31 protein-coding genes are annotated in these 25,786 nt (G+C 40.6%); 2 read left to right on the top strand and 29 right to left on the bottom strand.

What is annotated here, in order from left to right:
- Positions 1-42: 42 nt before the first annotated feature.
- The 3 genes from DXN05_RS10400 to DXN05_RS10390 all read right to left on the bottom strand — a co-directional run bounded on the left by DXN05_RS10400 (position 43) and on the right by DXN05_RS10390 (position 4,696).
- On the bottom strand, positions 43-1,539 hold the full coding sequence (locus tag DXN05_RS10400; RefSeq protein ID WP_116847197.1) for a hypothetical protein: 1,497 nt from the start codon (positions 1,537-1,539) through the stop codon (positions 43-45).
- A 17-nt stretch (positions 1,540-1,556) separates the two neighbouring features.
- A complete protein-coding gene (locus tag DXN05_RS10395; RefSeq protein ID WP_116847196.1) occupies positions 1,557-2,915 on the bottom strand; it encodes a hypothetical protein in 1,359 nt (452 codons plus the stop codon).
- A gap of 278 nt (positions 2,916-3,193) precedes the next feature.
- Complete coding sequence (locus DXN05_RS10390; RefSeq protein ID WP_147313887.1) at positions 3,194-4,696, bottom strand: hypothetical protein; 1,503 nt, start codon at positions 4,694-4,696, stop codon at positions 3,194-3,196.
- 474 nt (positions 4,697-5,170) lie between these two features.
- Here DXN05_RS10390 and DXN05_RS10385 point away from each other — a divergent pair, with 474 nt between their 5' ends.
- Positions 5,171-5,527, top strand: coding sequence for a hypothetical protein (locus DXN05_RS10385; protein WP_116847194.1), 357 nt, complete (start codon positions 5,171-5,173; stop codon positions 5,525-5,527).
- 30 nt (positions 5,528-5,557) lie between these two features.
- On the top strand, positions 5,558-6,115 hold the full coding sequence (locus DXN05_RS10380; protein WP_116847193.1) for a tail fiber domain-containing protein: 558 nt from the start codon (positions 5,558-5,560) through the stop codon (positions 6,113-6,115).
- 259 nt (positions 6,116-6,374) lie between these two features.
- On the opposite strand, the gene DXN05_RS24925 is transcribed toward DXN05_RS10380, so the two are convergent.
- The 26 genes from DXN05_RS24925 to DXN05_RS10250 all read right to left on the bottom strand — a co-directional run.
- Positions 6,375-7,466: a hypothetical protein gene (locus tag DXN05_RS24925; RefSeq protein WP_211330020.1), complete on the bottom strand. Its 1,092-nt coding sequence runs from the start codon at positions 7,464-7,466 to the stop codon at positions 6,375-6,377.
- 104 nt (positions 7,467-7,570) lie between these two features.
- Entirely contained in the window at positions 7,571-8,002 is a 432-nt protein-coding gene (locus tag DXN05_RS10370) for an RHS repeat-associated core domain-containing protein (protein ID WP_158559207.1), read from the bottom strand.
- 1,287 nt (positions 8,003-9,289) lie between these two features.
- The gene (locus DXN05_RS10360; RefSeq protein WP_116847190.1) at positions 9,290-9,727 is read right to left on the bottom strand and encodes a hypothetical protein; all 438 of its coding nucleotides are present in this window, start codon (positions 9,725-9,727) and stop codon (positions 9,290-9,292) included.
- Positions 9,724-10,242 carry an RHS repeat-associated core domain-containing protein gene (locus DXN05_RS10355; RefSeq protein WP_262511502.1) on the bottom strand — a complete coding sequence of 173 codons (519 nt, stop codon included), beginning with the start codon at positions 10,240-10,242 and terminating at the stop codon, positions 9,724-9,726. The genes DXN05_RS10360 and DXN05_RS10355 overlap by 4 nt, the downstream gene beginning before the upstream one ends.
- A gap of 241 nt (positions 10,243-10,483) precedes the next feature.
- Positions 10,484-10,642: a hypothetical protein gene (locus tag DXN05_RS25240; protein WP_394337518.1), complete on the bottom strand. Its 159-nt coding sequence runs from the start codon at positions 10,640-10,642 to the stop codon at positions 10,484-10,486.
- Between the two features lie 46 nt (positions 10,643-10,688).
- The gene (locus tag DXN05_RS25135) at positions 10,689-10,823 is read right to left on the bottom strand and encodes a hypothetical protein (RefSeq protein ID WP_262511499.1); all 135 of its coding nucleotides are present in this window, start codon (positions 10,821-10,823) and stop codon (positions 10,689-10,691) included.
- Between the two features lie 277 nt (positions 10,824-11,100).
- A complete protein-coding gene (locus DXN05_RS10345; RefSeq protein WP_116847187.1) occupies positions 11,101-11,607 on the bottom strand; it encodes a DUF6896 domain-containing protein in 507 nt (168 codons plus the stop codon).
- A 227-nt stretch (positions 11,608-11,834) separates the two neighbouring features.
- Positions 11,835-12,218, bottom strand: a complete 384-nt coding sequence (locus tag DXN05_RS10340; protein WP_116847186.1) for a hypothetical protein — start codon at positions 12,216-12,218, stop codon at positions 11,835-11,837.
- A gap of 680 nt (positions 12,219-12,898) precedes the next feature.
- On the bottom strand, positions 12,899-13,285 hold the full coding sequence (locus tag DXN05_RS10335) for a type II toxin-antitoxin system VapC family toxin (protein ID WP_116847185.1): 387 nt from the start codon (positions 13,283-13,285) through the stop codon (positions 12,899-12,901).
- Positions 13,272-13,499, bottom strand: coding sequence for a hypothetical protein (locus DXN05_RS10330; RefSeq protein WP_116847184.1), 228 nt, complete (start codon positions 13,497-13,499; stop codon positions 13,272-13,274). The genes DXN05_RS10335 and DXN05_RS10330 overlap by 14 nt, the downstream gene beginning before the upstream one ends.
- Positions 13,500-13,536: 37 nt before the next feature.
- The gene (locus DXN05_RS10325) at positions 13,537-14,406 is read right to left on the bottom strand and encodes a tyrosine-type recombinase/integrase (protein ID WP_116847183.1); all 870 of its coding nucleotides are present in this window, start codon (positions 14,404-14,406) and stop codon (positions 13,537-13,539) included.
- Positions 14,387-15,367, bottom strand: a complete 981-nt coding sequence (locus tag DXN05_RS10320) for a tyrosine-type recombinase/integrase (RefSeq protein ID WP_158559206.1) — start codon at positions 15,365-15,367, stop codon at positions 14,387-14,389. Before DXN05_RS10320 ends, DXN05_RS10325 begins: the two co-directional genes overlap by 20 nt.
- A gap of 60 nt (positions 15,368-15,427) precedes the next feature.
- Positions 15,428-16,384 (bottom strand): hypothetical protein, encoded by a 957-nt coding sequence (locus DXN05_RS10315; protein ID WP_147313885.1) that lies wholly within the window; start codon positions 16,382-16,384, stop codon positions 15,428-15,430.
- Positions 16,377-17,033: a hypothetical protein gene (locus DXN05_RS10310; protein ID WP_116847180.1), complete on the bottom strand. Its 657-nt coding sequence runs from the start codon at positions 17,031-17,033 to the stop codon at positions 16,377-16,379. Before DXN05_RS10310 ends, DXN05_RS10315 begins: the two co-directional genes overlap by 8 nt.
- Positions 17,034-17,050: 17 nt before the next feature.
- A complete protein-coding gene (locus tag DXN05_RS10305; protein WP_158559205.1) occupies positions 17,051-17,503 on the bottom strand; it encodes a JAB domain-containing protein in 453 nt (150 codons plus the stop codon).
- Between the two features lie 16 nt (positions 17,504-17,519).
- Positions 17,520-17,915 carry a hypothetical protein gene (locus DXN05_RS10300; protein ID WP_116847178.1) on the bottom strand — a complete coding sequence of 132 codons (396 nt, stop codon included), beginning with the start codon at positions 17,913-17,915 and terminating at the stop codon, positions 17,520-17,522.
- Between the two features lie 25 nt (positions 17,916-17,940).
- Positions 17,941-18,174 carry a hypothetical protein gene (locus DXN05_RS10295; RefSeq protein WP_116847177.1) on the bottom strand — a complete coding sequence of 78 codons (234 nt, stop codon included), beginning with the start codon at positions 18,172-18,174 and terminating at the stop codon, positions 17,941-17,943.
- Position 18,175: 1 nt separating this feature from the next.
- Positions 18,176-19,048: an AAA family ATPase gene (locus DXN05_RS10290; RefSeq protein WP_116847176.1), complete on the bottom strand. Its 873-nt coding sequence runs from the start codon at positions 19,046-19,048 to the stop codon at positions 18,176-18,178.
- Positions 19,049-19,118: 70 nt separating this feature from the next.
- A complete protein-coding gene (locus DXN05_RS10285; protein WP_116847175.1) occupies positions 19,119-19,466 on the bottom strand; it encodes a hypothetical protein in 348 nt (115 codons plus the stop codon).
- 1,292 nt (positions 19,467-20,758) lie between these two features.
- Positions 20,759-21,103, bottom strand: coding sequence for a hypothetical protein (locus tag DXN05_RS10280; protein WP_116847174.1), 345 nt, complete (start codon positions 21,101-21,103; stop codon positions 20,759-20,761).
- A gap of 130 nt (positions 21,104-21,233) precedes the next feature.
- On the bottom strand, positions 21,234-21,728 hold the full coding sequence (locus DXN05_RS10275) for a hypothetical protein (RefSeq protein ID WP_116847173.1): 495 nt from the start codon (positions 21,726-21,728) through the stop codon (positions 21,234-21,236).
- The gene (locus DXN05_RS10270) at positions 21,728-22,237 is read right to left on the bottom strand and encodes a hypothetical protein (protein WP_116847172.1); all 510 of its coding nucleotides are present in this window, start codon (positions 22,235-22,237) and stop codon (positions 21,728-21,730) included. Before DXN05_RS10270 ends, DXN05_RS10275 begins: the two co-directional genes overlap by 1 nt.
- Entirely contained in the window at positions 22,213-22,833 is a 621-nt protein-coding gene (locus DXN05_RS10265; RefSeq protein WP_262511501.1) for an RHS repeat-associated core domain-containing protein, read from the bottom strand. Before DXN05_RS10265 ends, DXN05_RS10270 begins: the two co-directional genes overlap by 25 nt.
- A 316-nt stretch (positions 22,834-23,149) precedes the next feature.
- On the bottom strand, positions 23,150-23,413 hold the full coding sequence (locus tag DXN05_RS10260) for a hypothetical protein (RefSeq protein WP_116847170.1): 264 nt from the start codon (positions 23,411-23,413) through the stop codon (positions 23,150-23,152).
- Positions 23,414-23,550: 137 nt separating this feature from the next.
- A complete protein-coding gene (locus tag DXN05_RS10255) occupies positions 23,551-24,003 on the bottom strand; it encodes an SMI1/KNR4 family protein (RefSeq protein WP_116847169.1) in 453 nt (150 codons plus the stop codon).
- An 8-nt stretch (positions 24,004-24,011) separates the two neighbouring features.
- A partial coding sequence (locus DXN05_RS10250; protein ID WP_317125870.1) for a deaminase domain-containing protein occupies positions 24,012-25,786 on the bottom strand: 1,775 nt, incomplete at its 5' end.

The raw sequence follows: 25,786 nt of genomic DNA, 5'->3' as shown, positions 1-25,786 counted from the left end.
GCAGTTTTGCGCAAAGGTAGGGAAAGTGAAGTTGGGGTGTTATCACTTTCCATTGCGCTGCTCCAATTCTTCCACGCGCTTTTTAAGCGAAGCATTCTCCTTCTTCAGCTCAATCATATACAGCGTCATCTCTTCCATTTTTTTGAGCATCAGTTTTTGTATATCGCCTACATCCTGGCCATTGGTTTCTACCTCTTTGGCAGCAGGCATTTCGGGCAGGTGTTTGTTATCGGTGATGTATTGCGCTACGCTGTCCAAAGAAGGCAGCTGGTAACCGGGGGCAAATACATAGTCGGGCCAGTTGGCGGCACTTTGGGATACTTTTACCTGTTTGGTTAATATGGTTCCGTTTACTGCAAACTTTGCTTGTGGATTAAGCGTGCCGATGCCTACATTTCCGGCACCATCAATCACAATATCGTCGCCATAGTACCAGTTAGTGCCTGCTCCCACTTTATTGAACTGTCTCCTGGTGCCTAATACCAGTTTGCCCGCAGCATTTCCGGTAAGCGCATTAGCTGGCAGGGCCGTAATGCGCGCATGCCCATACAGGTTGGTGCCATCGGTATTGGCAGGCAACACAAATTCCAGCGCCGCTCCCAGTGTTGTAGTTCTACTCCCTGTATTGCCTTGTATAATCACATCGCTGGTTATCGTCTCATTTGCGTCAAGCAACGTGCCTGCGTATGATACTGTAAATTTCTTTGCAGGTGTCGATGTACCTATGCCTATATTACCTTTACCATCAATTACCAGGTCATCACCATAATACCAGTTGGTGCCTGTTCCCAGTTTATTGAATTGTCTCCTGGTGCCCAATATCATTTTACCAACAGCACTGCCATGTATATTGTCTCCTGCAACAGCAATGATGCGCGCCTGTCCCATGGGATTGGTACCAGAGGCATAAGCAGGCAATACAAATTCCAGTTGCGCCCCCCTGTTAGTCGTACGTCCACCTGTATTGGCCTGTATAAGCATATCGCCCGATAGTACCGCTGTAGTATCCATCGAAACCCCGTTACCTACGATATGTAGTTTTGCAAAAGGGTTACTGATACCGATTCCCACTCTGCCACCCCGGCGCAGCGTCATCACATTCATTGCGGTAAGACTGTCTTCTATAAGAAAAGGTGCGGGGTTGGTAGGCCCGGGGCGTACATAAAAATTCATATCCCCATTGTTCACGCGCATCATGGCAATGGAGTTAAGATCGTTGTCGTTGATCTGCCATTTCATACTGTCACTGTTCCAGAATATGCCCGACGAAATAAACGCAGTGGTAAAATTATTCTGCGGTATAGATGGCGGTGACTGCACAAATAACCTGGCAGTTTTAAAATAAGCATTGGTAGTTTGAACAATTGGACCGGCCACGGTTAATTTGGCATTCAAATACTGGGAGCCCCCAATACCGACTGCACCCGAGTGCCAGGTAAAAGCTGTATCTGCATTGGCGGGCGTAGTATTTACCTGCCATTGCGCGGAGGCAGATGCCACCATTAACAGCAGGGCGAGAATGATTTTTAGTTTCTTCATGTTCAAATAGGGTTGCGTTATTTGTTTTTCTCCAATTGTTCTACACGCTTTGCAAGTTGTTCATTCCGCTGTTCCAATTGCTCATTTTTCTTCTTCAGTTCAATCATGTACAGCGTCATTTCTTCCATTTTTTTGAGCATCAGTTTTTGTATATCGCCTACATCCTGGCCATTGGTTTCTATCTCTTTGGCAGCAGGCATTTCGGGCAGGTGTTTGTTATCGGTGATGTATTGCGCTACGCTGTCCAAAGAAGGCAGCTGGTAACCGGGGGCAAACACATAGTCGGGCCAGCTGGCGGCGCTTTGGGATACTTTAATTTGTTTGGCCAGTACGGTGCCGTTCACAGACAGCTTGGCTGTTGGATTGGTAGTGCCGATACCTACATTATAATTTGCCATGCGCATAATGGAAGTACCCTGGTAATCGGAGAAATCAAATCCACCATTGGCATTACCCTGGCTGCTGGTCATCGTATTGGTAAACTGTACCAGGTAACTGGTACCGTCCGGATGTTTGGCAAGCTGAATTGCCCGGTACTGGGGATTATCCCAAAACATCTGTCCCCCCAGCTGTATATTGTTTACCACTTGTAATTTACCGCCCACCCTTACATCAGTTCCGGTGTTAAGAGACGCAATTGTTGCAACATCAGTTACCAGTAAAGTACCTGCAAGTGTAGTTGGTCCCGCTACGTGTAAAGTAGAAGAAGGATTTGCAATACCCACACCCAATTTGTTGGCCACTACTTCGGCACCTGCTACGCCATTCACGGTGTTGAGATAAAGCTTTTGAAAGTTGGAAGACGCATCTACCGAACCCACCACCGGTATAGTGCCATAACTACCTATAAAGGGAGAAGCTACTTCATTGCCAAACATGGCACGTCCAGTCCAGGTATTGGCTGCAGAAGCGGCATATACATGCAACTGAGCCCTGGGAGCCGTGGTACCCAGCCCCATCCTGCCATCCTTATCCAGGCGCATTTTTTCAGTACCATCGTTAGTGGCGAATGTAAGGTATCCACCGGTTCTGTCGGCTCCCCTGTTAAATATTACTGCGCTGTTTACGAGACCATAAAAACGGTGCTCCAGGGAGAAAGAAGATGTATTTACGGGCAGTGTAGCTCCGCTGAATATATCCAGGCAGGTGCCCATATCTGTTCCGGTCCCTTCCAGCAACCTGCTTAAAACGGCCGTTACTTTCTGCGTTTGTGTGTTGCCCACATCCAGTGGCGCAAGAGGTGTATTATTATTAATACCCACGGTTCCTATGTGCCAGATAGGGTCTGCATTGGTGCCGCCGGTTGCAGATGACCATTGTGCGCCAGCAGCATGTGCTAAAAACAATGCTACGGTTAGGGCTGTCAGCTTTCTCATTTCAAAAACTTGTTATTATTATTAAATTTCCGGATAATATCAATTATCTGGAAATGCCATACAAAAGGGTTAGAGACGTTTATATTGAAGCTTCGTTTCTTTCAGAATACCCATCACCCTGCCGGTATGCCAGATAGCAGCGGTATCAGAATTTTCGGTATTACTCGGCCATTAGGTTTGCGCCCTGGCAGCTGAGAAAGCAAGCGTTAAGCAAGCTAGCGGCAGTATTCCCCGTATGCTTTTATTTACTGGCATAATCGGTCAGTCTTATTGAATGATTAATGTTGGTTATTGGATTTGGCTTTTAATTCCCTGTTTTCATTTTCCAGCCTGTCTATCCTTTTTTGCATATCAATCATGTACAAGGTCATCTCCTCCATTTTTTTCAGCATCAGCTGCTGAACCTTGCCAACATCCTGACCATTCGTCTCGACTTCTTTTGCATCAGGCATTTCGGGGAGGTGCTTGTTTTCACTGATATATTGGGCTACACTGTCAAGCGAAGGCAACTGATAGCCGGGTGTAAACACATAGTCAGGCCAGTTAGCAGCGCTTTGCGATACTTTTACCTGTTTGGCCAATAGGATGCCGTTCACAGCAAGTTTACCCGTCGGTTTCAGGGTACCGATACCTACGTTGCCTGTTTCATCTATAGTGATGTCATCACCATAATACCACAAACTGCCGGCACCTATTTTATCATACTTCCTGCGTGTACCCAGCACCAGCTTACCGGCTGCGTTGCCGTTGGTATTATTGGCTGCCTGTGCAAAAATGCGGGCATGCCCATACAGGTTAGTACCATCTGTATTTGCCGGCAACACAAATTCCAATGCAACACCCGTATCCACACTCCTGGTTGCAGTACTTGCCTGCACAACCATCTCGCTGGTTATAGGAGTAGTTGAATTCAACTGTGTACCGCTGTAAGCCATCGTGAATTTTTTAGACGGTGTTAAGGTACCTATGCCTATGTTACCTTTGCCATCTATCACAATATCATCGCCATAGTACCAGTCGGAACCGGTGCCCAGCTTGTTAAACTTGCGCCTTGTGCCGATGATCATTTTACCAACTGCATTGCCATGAATATTATCTCCGGCTACCGTGATAATACGCCCTTGTCCCCAGAAATTGGTGCCGTTTGAGTAAGAAGGCAATACAAATTCCAGTTGTGCCCCGCGATCGGTAGTGCGCCCGCCGGTACTGGCTTGTATAACCATATTGGCAGATAATTGAGCGATAGTATCAATGGGCGATCCGTTTCCGCCTACATGCAATTTGGCCTGCGATACCGGAACACCTATGCCTACATTTCCGCCACGCTGCATGGTAAGGGCCAGCATAGAAGCGAGGTCTGTTTCTGTGAGCCATTGTGCACTTGTGGCGGCCGTTTGTGTGTAAAAGTTGATCCCGGTAGCACTGAAACGCATCATACCGAAATGGGTAAGATCACTGTTGGCGATCTGCCATTTGGCGCTGTCATTGTTCCAGAAGGTGTTACCAGCAAAAGTTGCATAAGTTTGACCATTTGCCGGTATAGCCCCAGGGGACTGCATATATAAACGAGCGGTGTTGAAGTAATTGTTATTGGACGTTTGTACGATGTTGCCTGTAACGGTAAGTTTTGCATTTTGCGGCGCTGCGCCGCCTATTACCACATCCCCGGTACGCCAGGCTTTACTGGTATCAGAGCCAGGAGGGTAACCGATCCACTGGGCCTTCGCCTTACAAATCATCACACAAGCGAGCACGCAACAAAATATAATTTTTGCATTCATTGGTATTGATTAAACGATCTATTATAAAAATTTGGATGTAACAGCTATTGTTATTTCTGCCAGCACAACTATTGGTAAAACACAGTATTACTTAATGATAGGATGAGCAATGGGTGCCGGTTTATGATATTAAGATAGGGAGCGAAAAGCAGGGACTTCATGTGATTTAGGTTGAATTATCTACAAATAAATGCTTTTCCTTACAAAAAAAGAAAACAAGCCGTTCTTTTTATAAAAGAACCATTACCGTTAGCACAACCAAGAAAGCAAAGCCTGTGCGCATAATAATAAAAAGCCTTAATTCACATTTTCTTTTTGTGTTATTGAATTATTCATTTTATTTACAAAATTTTCAACCTCAACCTGCCTTATGTATATTCTATTGGTTATTTCTAAAATTTGCCTGCCGCCCTGCCCGTATGAAGGCTTTCCTTCCGGCAAACCCTTTTCGAAATTATTTCACCCGATACATGTATGAAAAAAATCAGTATAGCAGGTATTGCATTACTATTACTCCCTATTTGCCTGCGGGCCCAGTTTTCGAAAAAAAGCAGTACAGGTACCGACAGTCTGCAACAAACCGTAGACCTTAAGCTAACCCTGGTAAGTGATACAGCCAAAGCCCGTATTGTGCTTTTTGCCAGGGGTGATACCGACCAGTTCCTGAGCTGGGTAGACGGATTTATCATTACCAAATCATACAAATTACCGAATGGCAATACAGTAGCAGGTGTGGGCAACCTGGCTTATACCAGCAAATGGGTTTTGATAAAGCCTGAAGACATATATGACATAAAACTGACAGCTGCCAAAGAGCAGTCTGCCCGGTAATAACAATTAACGAACTTATCAATTCTGTATATGAAATACTCTTTTAAATGGACAGCCGCAATTGCCTTAAGCGCAATGCACCTGGGCGCCGCAGCCCAGTTTACCTGTAAGACCAAGGCTGACAGTATAAAAATTGTTAACAACAATCATAAAATCGCATTATTATTAAACAACAGCACTAAAGATGTAACGGGCTATTTGTTCAACTATAAAAACGAACGCAATGGTACTACAATCATATTGCCTTATCCGGTCTATTGCCTGTCTGATATCAGGCTCAAGGAAAATGTAACGCCTGAGCAACCTGCACTTGATAAATTACTTCGCCTTAGCGTAATTGATTTTAGTTACAAATATACCCAGGAAAGCAAGGCAACACGTACAGGCCTGATTGCCCAGGAAGTAGAGCAACAGTTTCCCTTATTGGTTACTGAACAGAAAAACTACATCAACAATGATTCTACCGCCTATAAAGCAGTAAATTATTTAGACATGGTAGCTGTATTGGTAAAAGCCCTGCAGGAAGAAGACCAGAAAGTGGCGACCCTTCAGCAGGAAGTGGCGGATTTAAAGAAGAAGATGCCTTAATAAATTATTACAATGAAATATAATTGTATTGGATTGTCGGCTGTTGTATTGTGCTGTTGCCTGAATGCAGTAAAATCGTGAGCCTCCGTTCAACTACATGTTGTTAATGCAATTTATTTGTGGTATCTGCCATAGCACTTTGTGGTAGTCTTGTCATATTATTACAAAAGTCATAATTCCATCCCGAAGAACAAGGGATGGAATTATGACTTTTATTTTTGCTAATTGATCAGAAGCAAGCAACAATATGCCTTTTGTGCTACATAGCGTAATCAAACAAAATACAAAAAGTTTTAGCTGTAGTATTATTGGCCGTAAACATGGCTTGTGCGGCTGAGCCATCCGACGCTACAACCATACCACCGCTCAGGCTAACAGATGGATCGCCTGTAATTACTCCTGTACCTGAGCCGGCAATTGGTGTAGTGGGTAAACTGAAAGCGAACACCGTTTGGGCATTGGTCGAAGTAACAGCAATATTTACACGCAGCGCTACATGTACCATGTTACCTATTTGTGTATAGGTTGCTTCCAAAACAGATGAGCTGGCAATATTGCTACCCGACAGGATTGTTGGTGAATAAGAACCACTGGTTACCATTGGTGCAGACACCAGGCTGGCATTGGTCTTCTGCAGGGATGATACGGTGGAAATTCTACCCGAAGCATCTGCCACCAGGTACCCCGCGCCTATCTGCGGTAAATACAAACTCTTGTCTGTGTTTATTCGTATTACATCTGCCCCACGATCCATAGGCACGCCATTAGAACTCATTTGTATCGCCAGCCCCCATGCTCCGCCGGACGGGCTGCCGCAGGAGGAGATTACATGATAACCATTGCCGCCGTCACCTATAATTTTCAAAGAGTTGGCCCCATCTGTAGTGGCATTGAAATCAAAAGCATAAGGAAGCTGTATGCCATTAACAGCAGGTACCAGCTGCAAGCCTGCTCCCCTGTTATTTTGTGCCCGGAATTTCACGTAGTTAAAATAACTCATGCCGGGATCAGACCCATCTGCCAGGATATCGTTTGAAGCATTTACAAAGTGTAATACACCGCTGGTTAAGGTTTCGGTATAAAAAGACGGGCTGTTATTGGTACTCAGCCGCTGATCTTCCTTTGGTTGGTATAATTCACCTGCATCCCTGAAACGGGTTCTGCCTTTGCCGTAGTTGAATAGAAAACCTTCCACATTTTTGGTGCTATTTTCAATAATCAGCTCCGCACTGCAGTTTTCATTGGTAATTTTTACACTGTCGGCCTTGATAGTGTATGTAAACTGTGCGGTCAGAGGCACAGCAAATCCTACCAAACCGAGAATCAGCAAAAGGGCCATTCGCATCCCCATAAAGTATTGTCTTTTAAGTTAAGTTGAGGGTGCAAATAACGAAAAAACATACAATCGTACATTGTTTTTTTATTAAGATAGTTGTGCAGATACCCACGCCTTCCTTATTTATGCCTGGAAACAACTTTAGCTTTATTGATCAATTCCCGAATTCGCTCATTAACAAAAGATGCCTTTTTATCAATGCTAATCATTCTATTATCTCTATTTTCTGTATCTCCATCCGAAAAAACTTCCTTGTCTATTTCCTGAAAGTAAATATCCCTTTTTTTTAACCAAAGTCGTTGTTCATACCAATCATTGCCTAACGGATCAACATAAGTTATTGGATTATTTCCAAGTGCTGCATATGGACTTATCATTGACTTTGGAACAGGATCTGTATTCCATCTCCTGCCAAGTCTTGCATCATACTGCCAAAACTCAGCTGTAGTAGTATTAGCCGCAATTTCATCAGACTTTCCCTGCCCATTAAACCCATACCTGCACTTACTACTTACTACCACTATACACCCTGCCTGGCATCTCCATGCCAAAAGGATAGTAATCTGTAGCACTCATCACCACAGGTTCGTAGTGGTCGATGATGGTGTTAAAGAACTTATAACCTGCCCCCATGTAGACATAAAAAAACAGCATTTTACCCGTTCGGGTACAAATGCTGTTTAAATATAATCAATATTGAGGCTACCAACTTTTCAGCTTTAAACCTTCTATCTCTTTAAAATGCTTATCGCGTGAATTAATGTAAGATCGTGTTGCAAGACAGTTGCTGCAATCCAAATATCATTTAATGGAATGGGTTTGCCTTTTTTATAAAGTATGGCAACAATTTCTCCATGCCATTTAGCGGTATCACTGTCGATTTCCCATACTGAACAAAGTTGTAAAAATCATTCAGCTTTTTCAAGTGCTTGGTCTTATTGTCTACTCGATTAATACCAATGTACAATTTCCCGAGTACGATGGACGATATATAGAATCCACCCAGTTTATTGATTTTCTCCGCAATGTCATTGTTCCCATCAAACACATCTATGATGATGCTAGTATTAATCAAAAATTTACTTCCAGTCATCAGCATTAACTGTTTCACAGGTTTCTTCAATAGCTTTTCTCATCTCTTTGCTCTCTTTTTTGGAAAGAATACCCACAAAATCAAGGATAGAAGGCTTTTTATCTTTTGTCGCTGCTATTTTTGATTATGGCCAGCATCACTTCATTTATGCAGCACCGTTTCCAATTCAGCTAAAGTAGCTTCATCGGTCATCTGCAGTACTTCTTCAATCAAATATATCTTTCTTGCTTCCGTATACATAAGGTATTTTTTAACGCATTACAAATTTAAATGCACTATCCCAAAGGGTTAAACCTACCCAGCTGATCTACGAGTAACGCAGGCAAAACCTTAAAAATTACTTAAACGATTCCTCAACATATCCTCTTTCATGTCTTATGAAGAGGAAAATGGCCTCGACATTTTGCTTGCTTACACCTTTCAAAACACCTTTATGATTGCTATCTAACTTAAGCGACAATATTTTATATCTGAATATAGCAGAATCCATTGTAGACATTTGTAAGATAGTTGGTGAATAAAGAGATTTGCTTTCTGTGTAATTATGACATGATAAACAATATTTATATGCCAACTTTTTCCCGTCTTTATCTTTTAATGAAATATCCGAGTTACAAGCTATAACAAGGAAAAGTATCGGAGTAAAAACAATTAGCGATATAATGTTATTTTGTCGTTGTGGCATGTTTTGCTTCAATGAATTTTGTTAACTCATCTCTAGTTTTTGTGCTATATTTTTCAGGTACTAAATCGCCTTTTTCAGTAACCGTTTTCCAAATTTGATTCCAGAAAAAGGTCTCACCCAAACTTTCATTTTGTGTTCATCATGCAATTCGTAACTTGTATTCGGCTCATAGTTCATTACGTCCTTGTCACTTTTAAAAACTTCATTTGCCCCTAACATCACCGAGTGATGATTAGCTCCGAACAAATGCAAAACCTCGTGTAGCGCATTTTTTAAACCAAAATCTTTTCTGGATGGATTGGCTAGATCATTTTCCTCAAGTAGAGCAACTCTTCCTGGCTTCTGTGCAACATCTAATTCCTTAGCGCCATTCGATGAAAAGCCCAAGTCGTCAACAATCGCCAATAAGGGTGTCTTATTGTCAATTTTATCTTTTGAATCAATAATCTTTACACTTACATCTACTTTAATGTCATAGGTTACTTTTCTATCACTCATCTTGCCGTCTTTATTGTATTTAATCTTCCCATTTCTGTTGAAAATGGAGCTGTTTGATTCCCAGAAACATTTCCGTATAAGTAATTTATAAGATTTGATTCAGTCGTGCTACGCAAAGTTTCTATATTCACATCATTATTCGATTTTGATAACAAGTTTATGATTTGTATTGAAATTTTTACTACTCCAACTACCTTTATTGATCCGTCGGAATATCTATAGACTTTTAAATTCGATGGTATTACATCATTTCCGTTCGGATCGATATTTTCAACTGGATTATTCAAACCAAAGTTATATGGAGACCACGCCGTATATTTTTTAGCTTTTGCATCGACGCTTAACCACCTTCCGACTCTAGAATCATAAAGTCTATCCCCAAAATCTAAGTTATTCCCCTCACCCTTCATCTCATTGTCATTCTCCTTACCATTAAACCCATACCTGTACTTACCACCACTATACACCCTTCCAGGCATCTCCATACCAAATGGATAGTAGTCCGTCGCACTCACTATTTTCCAACTAACTTTTGGCAAAACCCGAATCAAATTACCTTCAGATCTACAGCTTTGCAATGGTAGTCGCAACCTGCCTTAGTTGCCCCTACTTGCAGTCTGGTAAATAATATAATGAGGCTTGCATTAGCGACTGTTTATAAAGATATGTACTGTCGCTTAAACACAAAGCCGCAACTTTCGTTACGGCTTTATATATACAAAATGAAATTTAATACCAGCAGCCTTTATTAATCTTTTAGATAGCAGGGACCAAAACAAAAAATATTTTGTCTGGATCTTTGTTCTGGTAAGCTTCAATATAATTTTTTGATTTCATAATACTTCTGTTCAAAAATTCATCCGTTGCTTCACCAGGCAACTTATCGCAATACCAATTATCATAATTAGATGACATAACATTGTTTGTACATTCATATATATCTCCTCCCAATATGGGTATTCTAGCAGCATAAAAATTCATCAACTGCATGCAAGGCTTGAGATTTTGTCAACGCCCAATTATTAACTCCAACATCTTTTAACAACAAACCTATATTTAATATTTTATCTATTTCAGAAGACCATAAAAACTCCATAATGCATAATTTCTAAATTATAATTAATAGAATGCCCCATACTAACTCTTTTGTTAAAAGCATACTTTTCGTTTTCTTCCTTTTATACCTGCATTTTATAATCCGACAAGCCATGCCATCTTTTTAAGTTAATCACATTTCTTGTGATAGTTATGTTGCTATTTCCCCCTATAAGGGTACGCCAACTATTGATGAAAAAGCCTGTTACTACCAATAAGGTAATAACAGGCTTATATTAAGTTCTGAGCAAGCTTGAATTTCAGTCAAATAGAATGCGTCAGATCCAATCAATATTATCTTTATTCTCACCATTAAACGACAAGCCATTTGAACGCATCACACACCAAACTTCATTAACGTGAAACATGCCTAAATCATAGGGTTTTCTAGTCATTAGTACGCCTTTCTTTTCTAAAACTTCCAATTCTCTTTCAATATCCTCACTATTATAATTGATATATTCGGAATTATTAAATTTTATATTGGTCTGGATAAATTTCCGTACTGGATAAGTTGATATGCAAATTTCATTTTTACTAGATGCGTCAGTATTATAATGAATTTCTATCTCCCCCCATTTTAATGAACAACCGCCTCCGTGAAACCAATATTCGACCATAATATCATCAATAACCTCAACTCCTTTTTTGGGGAATGCCTTTCCCTTCGAAAAAAAAGGTATATCGGTCAGTTGATATTTAATAGTAAGATGGCTATGAAACTTTTTGATATATACCGCCATCTGCATAATTATGTCCTCAAAATCAATATTTTTTTCACTCATTGCTTAACATCTTTTATAGGGGGTATTAAATTCCTTCTTTTTAATATATTCCAAGACATCTTTATATTGATTTTGAACTTTTTGTTCAGATAACATCTCAATACTTACTTTTTCCGCTGTTCGCAGTTGAGAAAAGGCTGTTATTCTATGATGACCATCTAATAAATAGCTTTTACCCTCATATTCAAATGCTTTAATTGGCTCTTTCCAAACCTCAAGATCTTTTGCTAAAATAGCTTTTTAATGCCTTCTATTGCATCTAAACTTTGCATCCCTTCTTCTGTTGAAATTAATAAACCAGCCTCTGCGGCTGTGAAAGACTTAAAGGTCGATGCAGCAGATCCTTCCGGAAAAGCAAAATCAACAGGTGCTGTTCCTCCCATAGGTATGGTTCTATCCTTCATCACATAACCATCAGCACTTACATAATAAACCCCATGAGTTCTGCTTCCTAAAACAAAATCTAAAATCGGGTTTATGGGAAAGTCAACCTGCCCATGTTCATGATCCAGTTTAGCGTATTCTGCTGATATTCTAGCCCGTTCTTTAAGTAAATAAGTATTATCAGGATGGCATGTTAGCTGCTTCAATAGCCCGCTGCCCCAAGTCACTATTTATGTGCTGAAGCTTTGCAGATTCACGCCTATTACCTTCTTTTTGACTTTCTACTGTTATCGTATTTTTTGCCTGTAAAGAAGAAGGTAAGTTTCTAGGATTACCCGATAGATTCTCTCCCGTAACAGGAAATTTTTCCAAGCCATCCAGGTCAATATTCTGAATAGGATTGTCGCTTGAAAACTGGTATGAACTCAGCATGGGGTATGACCTGCTAATCGGATCCACACTCAAAAACTTACCGATCCTCGTATCCTAAATCCTCATTCCATAATCCTGCTGGTTTCCTTCTCCCTTCACCTCATTGTCATTCTCCTTCCCATTAAACCCATACCTGTACTTGCCACCACTATACACCCTGCCTGGCATCTCCATACCAAATGCAAATGGATAGTAATCCGTAGCACTCACTATCACAGGTTCATAGTGGTCGATGGTGGTGTTGTTGAGGCTAACCAGCTGCCTGCGGTCACTTACCGTGGCCAGTACGTTGCCTAAATGGTTATCCTACTGCAACCAAAAACTATTTTTCAAAGAACTTATAAGGCAGCTGTAAATGTATAGCAGATAGGGAAGAAATTGTTGTTAACTCCATACCCAGACATAAAAAAAACAGCAATAATCATGTTGGGAATTATATTGCTGCTTAAACGCTTGAATAACTGTTGCAGACTACCTATACCAGTTGTATCCCCTCGATTTCTAAGAAATGCTTATCAGACGTAAAAAGTGGTAAACCATATTGAATAGCTGCCGCAGCAATCCACATATCATTTTCAGGTATGGGTTTGCCTTTTCTGGCTAAGGCAGTTTTAACTGCACCATAAATATCTGCTGTTGAAACATCGGTAGGTATGATTCTGCAATTCTGTAAGAATGATTGCAGCCTGTTGAGTTGTTTTTGCGTTTCATTGGATTTATAAGCACCGTAATAAAGCTCTCCAATTACGGTTACAGGCACATAAATATCCTCTATCGCATCTAATCTCTCTGATATATCGTTATTACTCCTGAATGCGTGCACAATAATGCTCGTATCCAGCAAACATTTATTTCCAATCATCTTCGTTTATTTGTTCACATCCTTCTTCGATTATTTTTTCAAGCTCAGTTACTTCACTATCCGTCATCATACCTGCAAAATCCTTAAAGCTTCTGCGTTTTACAGTGTATAACTTGCTTCGGGCAATAACAGTTTCTACCTCGGCCAGTAATGCATCATTCTCAATTTTGAGAATTTCCTCGATCAGGTGCAATTTTTTTGCTTCTCCATGCATAATTGCTGATTTTCAACAAATTTAATCAAATTTACCATTATCCCAAAGGGTGAAATCTCGTCAGCTGATCTACTAGTTTGGTTAATTCTTGCTGTTCATAATACTCTGTGCTGGTGATGTATTTATGGCCAATCATATACTGCACCTGCCTTTTGTTATGGGTTTTCAGCCATTGCAGGATAACACTGCTCCTTATATGCGCTGCATTCTGCACAACAGGGTTGATACCTTTCAGCTCCCCCATTAGTGTAAATACAGCATTTCTTACGTTTCGGTTAAATAGCTTTACCTGTCCAGCAGGTAACTTGCCCAAATACTGATACAGGGTAATGACCTGTTTGGCTGCTAGGGCCAGTACACGGCTATTGCTGCGCATAATGGAGGGAATGTATATTTTTGCTTCTGCGAGCTGAATATGACCCACTTCCAGCTTGGCCAGTTCACCACTATGCAATCCCTGCCAGATTAGCAAACCGAGTATTACAATGTGTTGCAGGTGAAAATCTGCGTACTTACTACTGGCGACTGATTTTAACTGTACATACTGTTCGTACAGCAAATTCAGGGCATCTTTATCCAACACATCAGTAACAATTTTCTTTTCTCCTGCTTTTATATGCAGCTTTTTAACGGGATTTTTTTCAATCACCTTTTCAGCCTTCAGCCACTCAAAATAATGCCCAATGCTTTGTAACCTGATGGCTATGGTAGTAGATTGCAGCCCTTTGCTGCGTTCATACTGTACGTAAGCCATCAAGGTTGTATAGTCCATTTCGCTTACTTCAGGCAATTCACCTGTAACCCAATCTATAAATAGGGAAAGGTTATTTAAATGGCCAGTAATCGTGCTTGCTGCATAACCTTCCTGCTGCAGGTACAGCGTAAATTTATGTTGCCAGTTCTCCATTGTGTTCTGTTTGAATGTGCATGTAGATTTGGGTGGACAACAGCGAGCTATGTCCCAGAAATTTGGCAATTTCTTCTATGTCCATACCACCCTGTAAAAGATGGGTAGCGATACTATGCCTTAAGCTATGCGGGCTAAATTGCTGCTGGATTCCAGCTTTATCCCTTAGCAGGTGCAAGCGTTGGTAAAAGTTTTTCATCTGCTGTCCCTTCCCGTTTACAAAAAAAGCTTCATCGTCTGTTTGTATTTTTCTTTTAAAAGCATGTCCATAACGCTGGTTGTACCAATGCCCTGTATCATGCTGATCAAAAAACCAGCCTCTACCCTCCTGCAAATAAACCCGTATGTCTTCCAGCGCCTTCCTTGCTATCGGCACATACCATTGTTTGTTGCCCTTGCCCTTTCTTACCAGCAACAGGGCTTTATGCAGGTCAATGTCTGTTATGTTCAGGCTGGTGGCTTCCATTTTACGCAGTCCACAGCCATACAATACGGCTAACATAGCCCTGTCCCTTTGTCCAATGGCTTTATCAATCCTGCCCGTTTCAAAACTGGCGTCATACAACAGCTGTATTTCCACTTGCGTGAGTATGGAAGGGATTTTAATATCACCTGCAGGTCGCACAGGACTAATATCCAGAAAATGCCTGCCCGTACTGTTCAGGTATTTGATAAAGGCATTGACAGCTGTAATCATCTTATTGATACTGCTAGTACTTAAACCAGCACCCGTTTTATCACTGGCCCTGTTTTCCAGATAGCTGATAAAGCCATGCACATGCCTGTTTTCTACCAGCAGTATTTCAGTAATATGTCGTTGCTCCAGATAATGGAAAAATTCCCGTAAATGCACAGGCAATGTATCTGTGGTGGTGGTTGCATACCCGAGTATAAATAACCACTTTCTAAAACTCTGCTCCAGGTACAAAAAGGATACACTATTAATGGGTAACTGTTTCATAAGTAGATAAATAAAAAAGCCACCCATTGCTGAGCGGCCTTACTGGTTAAATAATATGCCTTATGCCTGTTTGGAAGAACTTTTGAACTTTTCGCTGTATCCCTTATCCGTAGTGGTTTTGGAAGGTTCACTACCCTGCTGAACTATAGGTAAACCTTGAACCTTCAGCCTTTCCAGCGCACTATCCAGCACCTGTTTTACCCTATCCTGTAAAGATAGGTATTCCTCATGGCTGACTACTTCGTAAACAATACCTGCCTCATTCTGCACTTTCTGGATATAGCCTGTTTGCAATAGTTGCAGCATATAACGTTTCTGGTTACTGGGGTGCAGTTTGTACGCTGAACGGATTTCCTTGGTGGTAAAACTGGCCTTACTTTGCTGTTGCAGGTACCCCTTTACCAGTTCTAGGTAGTGCCGTGTAGCATGGTTCAGTTCATCGCTTTTGCGTAGCAGTACAACTTTCATCAGCTCATTGGCCGCGGCAACATCCTCAAAACTGGTTTCTATATACTGTTCACCAGTTTGCTTATCTGTGCGTTTTACACGCTGGTATTGGTGGTAAAAAGTTACTGCTTCAATAAACTGCAAATCCTGGGCATGTGCTCGTCTTACTTTAAACACTTCGGCTGGAATCTGCAATTGCAAAGCATAGGGATTTCTTACCTGTACAGGTTCCAACATTCTTTGACAATTCTGCAACAAGGCTTTAATACTGTTTTCCTGCCTGTAATCAATAGTACCCGCACTTTGCTGTTTCTGGCGCTGCATGATTCTTGCATCCTGTTCTTTGCTGTCATCAAGGTAAATCAATATACTGCGGTTGGCATTGTCCTCATAAATGCTTTCCTTGGTCGTACAGCCAGCTACACAAACAGGCCCTTCCACGGTTACATCAATGGTCTGCGTTTGTCCTGTACGGTCTTTTACAACTACCCGTTTGGTCAGCTTGTTTTTGCTCTGCAATTCCCTGAGCGGGTACAGGGATTGTGCTGCACCTTCCAGATCTTCAATCAACAGCAAATTTGTTCCGCAATTCCTGCTGCCCGAAGTAATAAAAGGCATTTTCAGACAGCATCGTCATTTCTATTTTATCTTCATCGGGTATCAGTGCTGCCACTTTTTCCTGCAAATAACTTTTACCTGTACCTGATGCGGCAAGGCTGATAATATGTAAAGGATATTGCCTTTTCCTGCTGGTAAATACCAGGTACATCAGCAGCCTGTTCAATTCTTCACCTATTACGCCACTACTCCCTATCAGCTCATTGGTACGTTGTAACAAATTTGGCTGGCTTAGAAAAGCAATGGCTTCCTGCTTATCTTCCTTGGACAGCACTTTCTTTTCTTTCTTCACCTCCAGCTGTTGCAGGCTTTTAATGCGGTGGGCTTCCAGCTCATTGGTTAATTCTTCCAGCAATTTTACTGTAAAACTGGTGCCAAGACTACACTGCACGGCCATTTTACGGGCCAGCTTCTCTACCTGTATATCATTATACAAATCAATATTGGTTCGGATTACCTGTTGTTTATACTGCACTTTAAGGGTAGACTTTAGCCTGTCCAACCCTTCCAGCCTGATGCCTCCCATCACCACTACCTGCACTTCGCCATATTGCCATACAAATTGTAATGGATCACTGGTATTCAGTGGTTGTGTTTTCATACTTCCTATTTAAAATGTTACAAATAACCAGCATCACACATGCTTAAAAAGACGCCACCCTCTACCACAATCAGGTGATCCAGCAACCTGATCTGGAACAATCCAGCAGCTTCTTTAATACGTTTGGTAAAATCTTTATCAGCCTCAGAAGGCTGAAGATTACCTGAAGGGTGATTGTGGGCAACAATAATAGATACAGCCAGACTTTTTAATGCTACAGCCATAATCAGTCGAAGGTCTACATTTACCCATGACACCCCACCTGTAGCAAAGGTATGCACGCCTATTACCTCGTTTTGAGCATTCAAAAACAGGGCTACAAAAGTCTCCTGCACATTAATGGTCTTTTCTGGAAACCAGCTGCGCAGTATACTGTTTGCTGTAGCAGAAGCATTGATATAACTCCATCTTTTCAGCTTTCTGGGCGTATAGGTTAATTTTATTTCATTGACTAGTTTGGGTACTTCCATAAACTGTTTTGTGTGATTACTGAATTTTTCTTGATAACTGGTACCATTTGTTAAACCAGTTCCTATGCAGGATACTGCGCCATTTAACAAAGTCATCTATAAAAGCAGCGGTTTGTAGTTTTGGTTGAGGCCAGAGGCTACGTATAGCATCCAGCTCTTTAAATAAGGCTGTATAATCAGCTGGATTGAATAAGTGGTTACCATACTGACAGTGCAGCATATAGTTCAACGCAGCATCCCGTTCAGCATCACCTTTACTGGGTATCCTGCGTGAAACATTGTCCATAAACTCTATTAATACCTGTTCAGGTGATACATCCAGCAGGGTACAAACCATGCTGAAATCAGGTGGCAATCGCAGGGAAAGGTCTTTCCATGCAAAAACCTGCTGTTTTTCTTCAGCAGTAGACATAACTTATCTTTTAAAAGTTGGAGAATTAAAATTTAACTGGAATCAGGAAATGGCTGTGCGGGTAAATATTACCAGCGATGATAAAACACAGGTTGTCTGTATCAGTGGAGCAGATTTCATCGACATACACCCACGCATTAGCTGGAAAATGGCCTGTAGCAGTGGTACATTGTACCCTGAAAGGTGTGTGCAGCTTTTTAATCATTCCTTTCTGGTTTACCAGCAGCAGCACTTCGTGGTTATAAAACTGGTAATGCATATCAGTGAAAGGTGTTGCCTGTGTAGGAGTGGCTGTTTATAGCCGCATTATTGTGATGAAATCCTGTTTCTAACTGTTTCCTTCGCTGCTGAAAATCACCCAGCAAAACAGCCTGTAAAGTGGGATAAGCGTTGTACAGGTCAGACAGGGCCCTAAGGGTGCCGCATTGGCTTATCTGCTGTTTAAGTGCCGTTTCATTGAGCGGATTGCACCATTCTACCAGTTGTTTACCCGTGTCAGAAGTAATCACAAAACTCGGCTTATGCATAAACAGCCCTGTTCTGTCTTTGGAAGCACTTGCACAGTTATGCATATCCAGCTGAAAGAGCAGGGTAAATTCATAATCCATGCCGTCACGGGTTATGCCTTTTAAACCTATTTTTTCGGGTACCTGTTTGCCATTCTTTTCAGTTAATACGTATTCCTGTTTGGTGCGGATGGTACAGACTACATGCACAGGGCTTTGTAAAATGGCCTGTACAAAGGCATTATGTCTCGAGGTAACCTTCGCCCAGTTGGTATAACTGTTACCCGTCATGGCGCTGTGAATGGATAAAATACCACCTGCCCCATCCCATTCGTGCGAAATACTGTCGATAATAATTACTTCTGCTCCTGCTTTTTCACAGGCTGCAATAGCCTGTACAAAGCGTTCTGGTGTATAAGGAGCAGTTAAATGCAGCACTTGAAAGCTACCCAAATGGGCATATAACTCCGCTGAATGATTTTCTGTATCTATTACGGCTATTTTAGACCAGTTGTTGCGCAGGCCATAAGCCAGTAACAGCGAACTATAGGTTTTACCTGAGCCACTGGGGCCTTGCAGGGCCAGTTTTATTTTTGTGTTTTGCCTGTTGGCAATTTGTAGTTGCATAAAGAATGTTTGGGGTACAAAAAAGGGGCAGCAATTTGCTACCCCATAAGTTCTTAAAAAGAAAGAAAAATCAATGCAATGAATAATTCGTTAGCTGTTTAACGTTATCTGCACCTATCTCCCTTTGAGGCGAATAAGCGTATGTGTGGGTGAGTTTAATTGTTTCTCCTGTTTCTTTGAGCAAGTAGTCATAAACCGGGCAGTCTATCCTTTCAACTGAACCAGGAAGCTGTTTACCTATGAGCATTTTTGCTGTATGCTCATCAAAAGTTGTAGGAAGGGTGCATTTTCTTACTGTAGCATAAAACTTTCCTGTTTCCAGTGATTGAACCAGTTCCATATCTCCTTGCAGTTCCAGCAATATAAATGCTTTACCTTCCTTGTTATTTCTCGAGAAATAATTAGTTACCGTTACCATCTTATAAGTTTTTTGATTATTAATTAGGCCCCAGGAATAACCCGGGACATCTAATTCGGGTGGGGGTAGCGAACTGGAGGTACCATCATTTCCTGTCTGCACAAAAAATTTTACTAATGCTATTTATAACTAAGTAGATTAGTGGGTAAAAAAGAATAATCGTCATCATTATAACTGGATGCAGGAGGTATACAGCAGGTAAGTTTACCCGTTTAAAATTTCATCTTCATACAAGGGATAAAGGCCCCTTAGAGAAAGAATGTTTTTATGGGCATACTATAACTGAGCCAGATGTACAGAATTGAAAATGGCATGGTTAATACATCAATCAGCCAGCTAAAGCATTGAAAATTAAGCCAGAAGAGTTATTTACCTTCTAATCTTTTTAGTTAACAGCACCTGGTTTAGCATAATCAAATTGGTTAAATTATATTCTGGAATTTCCTCAATTGTATTGGTGATTATCTTATTACATCATATTTTTGTAGTTGATGGAGTTTGATAAACTTTCAGCCTTGAGGGCCCAACGGTAAGAGAGGCTTAGACATCGGGTTAATATTCGCAACTCTTTTTAATAAAAGGGATACATAGCGAGGAGTTGTCCCCGGTACCATCGAAAAAATTACAACTATAATTTACTGGAAGGAGCATTTCACAAAGTAATGAGTGACCTGAATCAACAGGAATTTTGGCTTCCTTGGAGGTGTAAGAAAATACTAAGAATATTTTCCGACGTACGGCAGTAATGAAATGGTGTAATAAAATTACAGTTCAGCATACCGCTGATTATGTAAATAAATCTAATTAAAAGGTTAAGGGGATTTTTATGCTTTATAATCAATACTAATAATTCCTGTATTAGAACATAAATTATCTCCTTCAGGTATAAAGTATAAACAAAAATATTATTCCTCTCTTAAGGGAAAATAAAAACAATGTTATTTGTATAACAAAGTATTCAATAATACTCTTTATTTATGCTAATGATAATTTCTAAATTATAATTAATAGAGTACCCCATACTATGCCGTTTTGTTAAAAGCATACTTTTCGTTTTCTTCATTTTTACACCTACACTTCATAATCCGATAAGCTTTCAATCTTTGTTTAAGCTAATTAAATTTCTTGTGACAGGTATGTTGCTACTTTCTTCTATAGGGGTAGACTAAACTATATATGAAAAAGCCTGTTACTACCAGTAACAGCAATAACAGGCTTCTATTTTAAACCAAGCGATGTTCTAAAGGCAATTTTAACCTCCAACTAATACATTTTTCAAGATCTTTTGAGCTTCATTTATTTTCATTTTTACTCACATCCTTCACCATGTAGTTGTGCTCCTTTACATTGAGAATAAACTCTTCTGAAAGTAAAGAAAAATAACCCTTATTGACGTAGTATGATAAATAACTAGGCCAAATAAATTCACCATCAGTGTAATAGGCTAACGGAGCAATAGCATTCTCTCCATCAAAAATATAATGCAAAAAAGCAGCGACTACTTTACCGCTACTCAAATATTCGCATAATTTGATTATCTCAGCACTGCTTGCGGGTAATATTGTAAGATCATTTAAGGAGATGCCTTTTTTAACCAAACTGGTTTCATGTTCTTTGATAATACCTAAAACTTTCATCTGCCATAATTTAAATTCTTCATTAACATGTTTGCCTTACAAAAAGGTATTAGAAGTATGCTTCATTGCAAACATGAATTTAAGAAGCAATAAAGCCCACCCTATCACTAACTGTAAGTGGGATTCTATTTCAAGTAATATCAACAAGCAAAGGATATTCGATACTATTACTTTTACCAATCCATACAACATCATCTTCGGCTCCTTTAAAAACAACGAATGACCTTGACATAGATGTTATATAATACCATGATTGCCTATCGATATTCAACGGAATTGAAGGCGTATCAAAAAGGCAAAAGGCGCAATGATCAAATGCAAACCAAATTAACGACAGACATCTTAGCAAGCTCACACTTATTTCTGTACAGACAAATACGCATTCAAAGTAGTCGTCCGAACAAGATAATTTGTCATTAGTATGCTGAATAATTCGTAATTCCTTAATAATATCACTAACATTATAGTTTGGCCTTGAGAATTGGAAATAAGAGTATCCTTTAACCGAATCCGAAAGCCTACTTATTACATTGATAAAGTACAATCTATCAGCATCAGTATCTTTAACAGATTTAATGGAAATCAAACATCCATTTTTGTCGTTATGTTCCTTTACTTCTTTCATTATTTTAATGTATTAAAAAAAGGAGGTTTCAAACTCGAAGGATACCAAGTTCTTTGTGCCGCACTGCCATATTTAACTCCGTTCCAATGAAACCTGATCGTAGAATGAAGTCCCATTTCTCCAGACTTATGGAGTACTCCATAATCCCAGCGAAACTGTGCGCCACCTTTTTCAAGTTGTTTCAAGAAGAATATAGTACCAGCATTTTCACCAGCCGACGGATTTGCATACATTAAATCCAGTCGATAATTACCTATTTTCAAACCATCCCTGCCCAATAAACCATATCCCCCGTTTGCTCCAAAAACATCTATAACCCCATTACTTATTGCTAAATCTGCAACCCCCACAACCCCAGAAGCAACATAGACAGCATCTTGTATTTTTCGAAGACTAGCTATAAAAGGTAAATCGGATTGATTAGCAAGGGCCGTCTGATAAGCCCATTTCTGTGGACCGTTTGGAGATTTAGCTGCATATTCTTTTAGCAGCCATGTCGGAGCGAGCATAGCCAAAACATTCCTATCATCATATTGTGACCCCATAATTCCACTCCAACCGCCAGTTGATAGAAATTAGATGAAGAGCCAGTAGGATTAAATTGCTCCAACTTGCCATTCACAGTAGTCAAATTCCCACTTTCATCAATTGTGGTTGTATTCTTTTGATAGTAAAATACATCTGCACCATCTCCTTTGCGAATATCTATCCTGCCAGTACTAGACACAGATGCAGGAGTCAATACCTTTGATCGCATTCCATCTAATTTACCACTCATCCTTACTTCCTTTCTAATTGTCGTATTTTTTGTGAACGTAAGGGTATCAGCCCCATCGGGATCAACATAAGTTATCGGATTATTTCCAAGTGTTGCATATGGACTTATCATTGATTTTGGAACAGGGTCTGTATTCCATCTCCTACCAATCCTCGCGTCATACTGCCAAAACTCCGCAGTAGTTGTATTAGCCGCAATTTCATCGGACTTTTCTTGCCCATTAAACCCATACCTGTACTTACCACCACTATACACCCTGCCTGGCATCTCCATACCAAACGGGTAGTAATCCGTAGCACTGTGTACTACAGGTTCGTAGTGGTCGATGGTGGTGTTGTTGAGGCTTACCAGCTGCCTGCGGTCACTTACCGTGGCCAGTACGTTGCCTAAATGATTATCCTATTGCAATCAAAAAATGTTTTTCAAAGAACTTTATACAGCCCAATATTAATCTTTTAAGAAAGTGGAAGGAACTTGGCCAGCTGATCTACCAGTTTGGTTAATTCCTGCTGCTCGTAATGCGCTGTGCTGGTAATGTATTTATGCCCGAGCATGTATTGCACCTGTCTTTTATATACCCTATTTTCACCGCGATGCTCTCTAAAAAGGGCCGCTTATCCGTGTTCATGAACTTTTGAACTTTTTACGGAAAAAGCCCTACTGTATTGAGTTTGGATGGTTCACTTTTCTTTTGAACCAACCCTGAACCGTGAACCAGTATTGACTGTGATCGCAAATACTGTTCGTATGTCTGGGGGATACCTAAATCAGAATACATATAGTTTACGCCATCGGGCTTTTCAAACGAATTATCAATGAAAGCCATAAATAACTCATTTACTCCATGACCAGAGAGTAAACCTTCGTAAAACTGAAATATGTTTACATATTCTTCTGCTGAACTCATATACTGGTATTTAATTTAACACACTTTATCCTTTCCTATCTGCCACCACTTAACAAAATAAATAATAAGCCTGTCACTACCAGTAACAGTAATAACAGGCTTTATTTTAAGTAATCCTTTGAACGCTATCCGTTCATTCATTCGATAATACCAGACATCTTCAATTCCTCATAGAAGAAGTCTGCAAGACTTTCTGCTTGTAGAATGAAATCAGGAGTATTATTGTTACTATTAACTTCTGTATAAAAGAATACCTGTGGATTGTCGCCCTCATCTAACATGAAAAAAGCAAACTGATAACCTTGGTGCATCCAAAAAACAAAACTATTCTCTGGCAGAGAGCGAAACCCATTCTCCTCCAATAATTCAACAGCCCAATCTTTTAAAGAAAATATTTCGTCGTAAAAACAAGACGATCCCAACATAAAATCACCTGCTCCTTTTCCCATGTTTGACAAAAATTCTATATATACAGACGGCAATCTAACTCCATATTCTTCTTCTACCCTTTTCACCTCTCTCTCTTTGCAAGGCTTCAGTAAGTTTCCAGATTTGTATAAAATATCCAATACTTCTTTAAATGTGTGCATAAAATAATTTATTTAATCCCATTAATTACCTCAACTTTTATATTAGGGAACATCTTCCGAAATTGATCTGTCACCCCTGAACATGACACACAAAACGGACGTTCAGAAACAATCTTTATTGTTCCACTCACATCGCGTGTATTACCATACTTTGCGGCAAAATCCTCAAACAACTTAACTTCTGAATCAAACATGCGTTGATTCGCCCCAGTTGCTTTTGTAACGAATACTCTATTTGATGGATTTCCAACAGCCATAGGACGAGATGCTTCTCCACTTATGCCAATTGATGAAAATGTTTCCCCTCCAACTTCTCCCTCGATAAAAGCAATATTTGCCCCCTCTTTCACATTTGCTGCCATTCTGATAGCATTAATTTTAGCTGCATCTGGTAATTTGGCAAATGCCTCTGACATCGTTCCACCAAAAACAAGCTCGCCAGCAACTGAGGTGAGTACACCTATCATCAACTGATTCACCTGACTTTCTTCTTTTTCAGCAGTAGCCCTTGCATTTTTATCTTTATAAACTTTATCCCCAAATGCTCTATTCTTATCTGTTGAAGCCCCTCCTATTGAAGCTGGTGAAACATACCCCTCAAGCTCTGGAAAATTATCCAATATCTTAAGAAGTGCTGTGTAATCATCGTCTTTGACATTTCCCAATATCCCACCAAAAAGATCCGATCGTGTCACACCTGTAGCAGGTGCATTTACAGCTGGATCTGGAAAAAATTGTGTGGGGGTCGATGGAGAAGTGCTACCATTAGCTTTTGCAATGTCTTTGTGAACATAGAATGTATTCTTGAGATTATCCTTGATAACCTGAACCCATGTATAATTTACAGGTTTATTAACTATATGCAGAATGCCATCAGCTCCAGCCTGCGTAACAGGTATATAAGTTGTTAAGTAGTGAAAATGAAATTCATCATTACCATCTGGATCGATAATATTATTAGGACTGTTTCTGGCAAAAGAATATGGAGACTGATATGTTTTTGGATGCATATCTGTCGAATACCATCTTCCTAATCTCGAATCGTATATCCTCGATCCAAAATCTAAACTATTACCCTCACCCTTCACCTCATTGTCATTCTCCTTACCATTAAACCCATACCTGTACTTACCACCACTATACACCCTGCCTGGCATCTCCATACCAAAGGGATAGTAGTCCGTAGCACTGAGTAACACAGGTTCATAGTGGTCGATAGTGGTGTTGTTGAGGCTAACCAGCTGCCTGCGGTCACTTACCGTGGCCAGTACGTTGCCTAAATGGTTCGTTAATTCAAAGAGCTTGCTGCCACGGACAAAGGTATAGTTAAATGCAGTACCGCCATTGGGCAGGGCTATTACATCACCGGGGGTGTTCAGCTGGCTGTTTACATTGTTGCTCACCTGCAGCATGCCCAGGCGCGTGGAGCCGTACAGGTCTATTTCCGTTTGGGTAAGCTGGCCGTTGTTGATGTTCTGGTCACCCGCAGTATATACGTCCAGCACATTGCCCTGCGCATCGCGTACATACCAGGTGGTTACTCCGCCGGCCGCTGCACTCGAGCGAACCGTTTTGCTGATGCGGTTGCCCGCAGCATCATAGGTGTAATCGATCACCGTGCCATCCCCTTTCCGGATCGTTTGTATTTTACCATACACCGTCCAGCTGATGTGATCGTTCTTGTCTGCTACCAGGTTGCCGGTGGCATCGTACTGGTAGTTGCCTGGCTGCATGTCTTTGATATCGTTGCTGTATGTGCTGGCAGCATTGTCTTTAATATAAT

Source organism: Deminuibacter soli (genome assembly GCF_003412455.1).
GTDB lineage: Bacteria > Bacteroidota > Bacteroidia > Chitinophagales > Chitinophagaceae > Deminuibacter > Deminuibacter soli.
The sequence above is the reverse complement of the archived record's forward strand: the minus strand, read 5'-3'. Positions and strand labels throughout refer to the sequence as shown.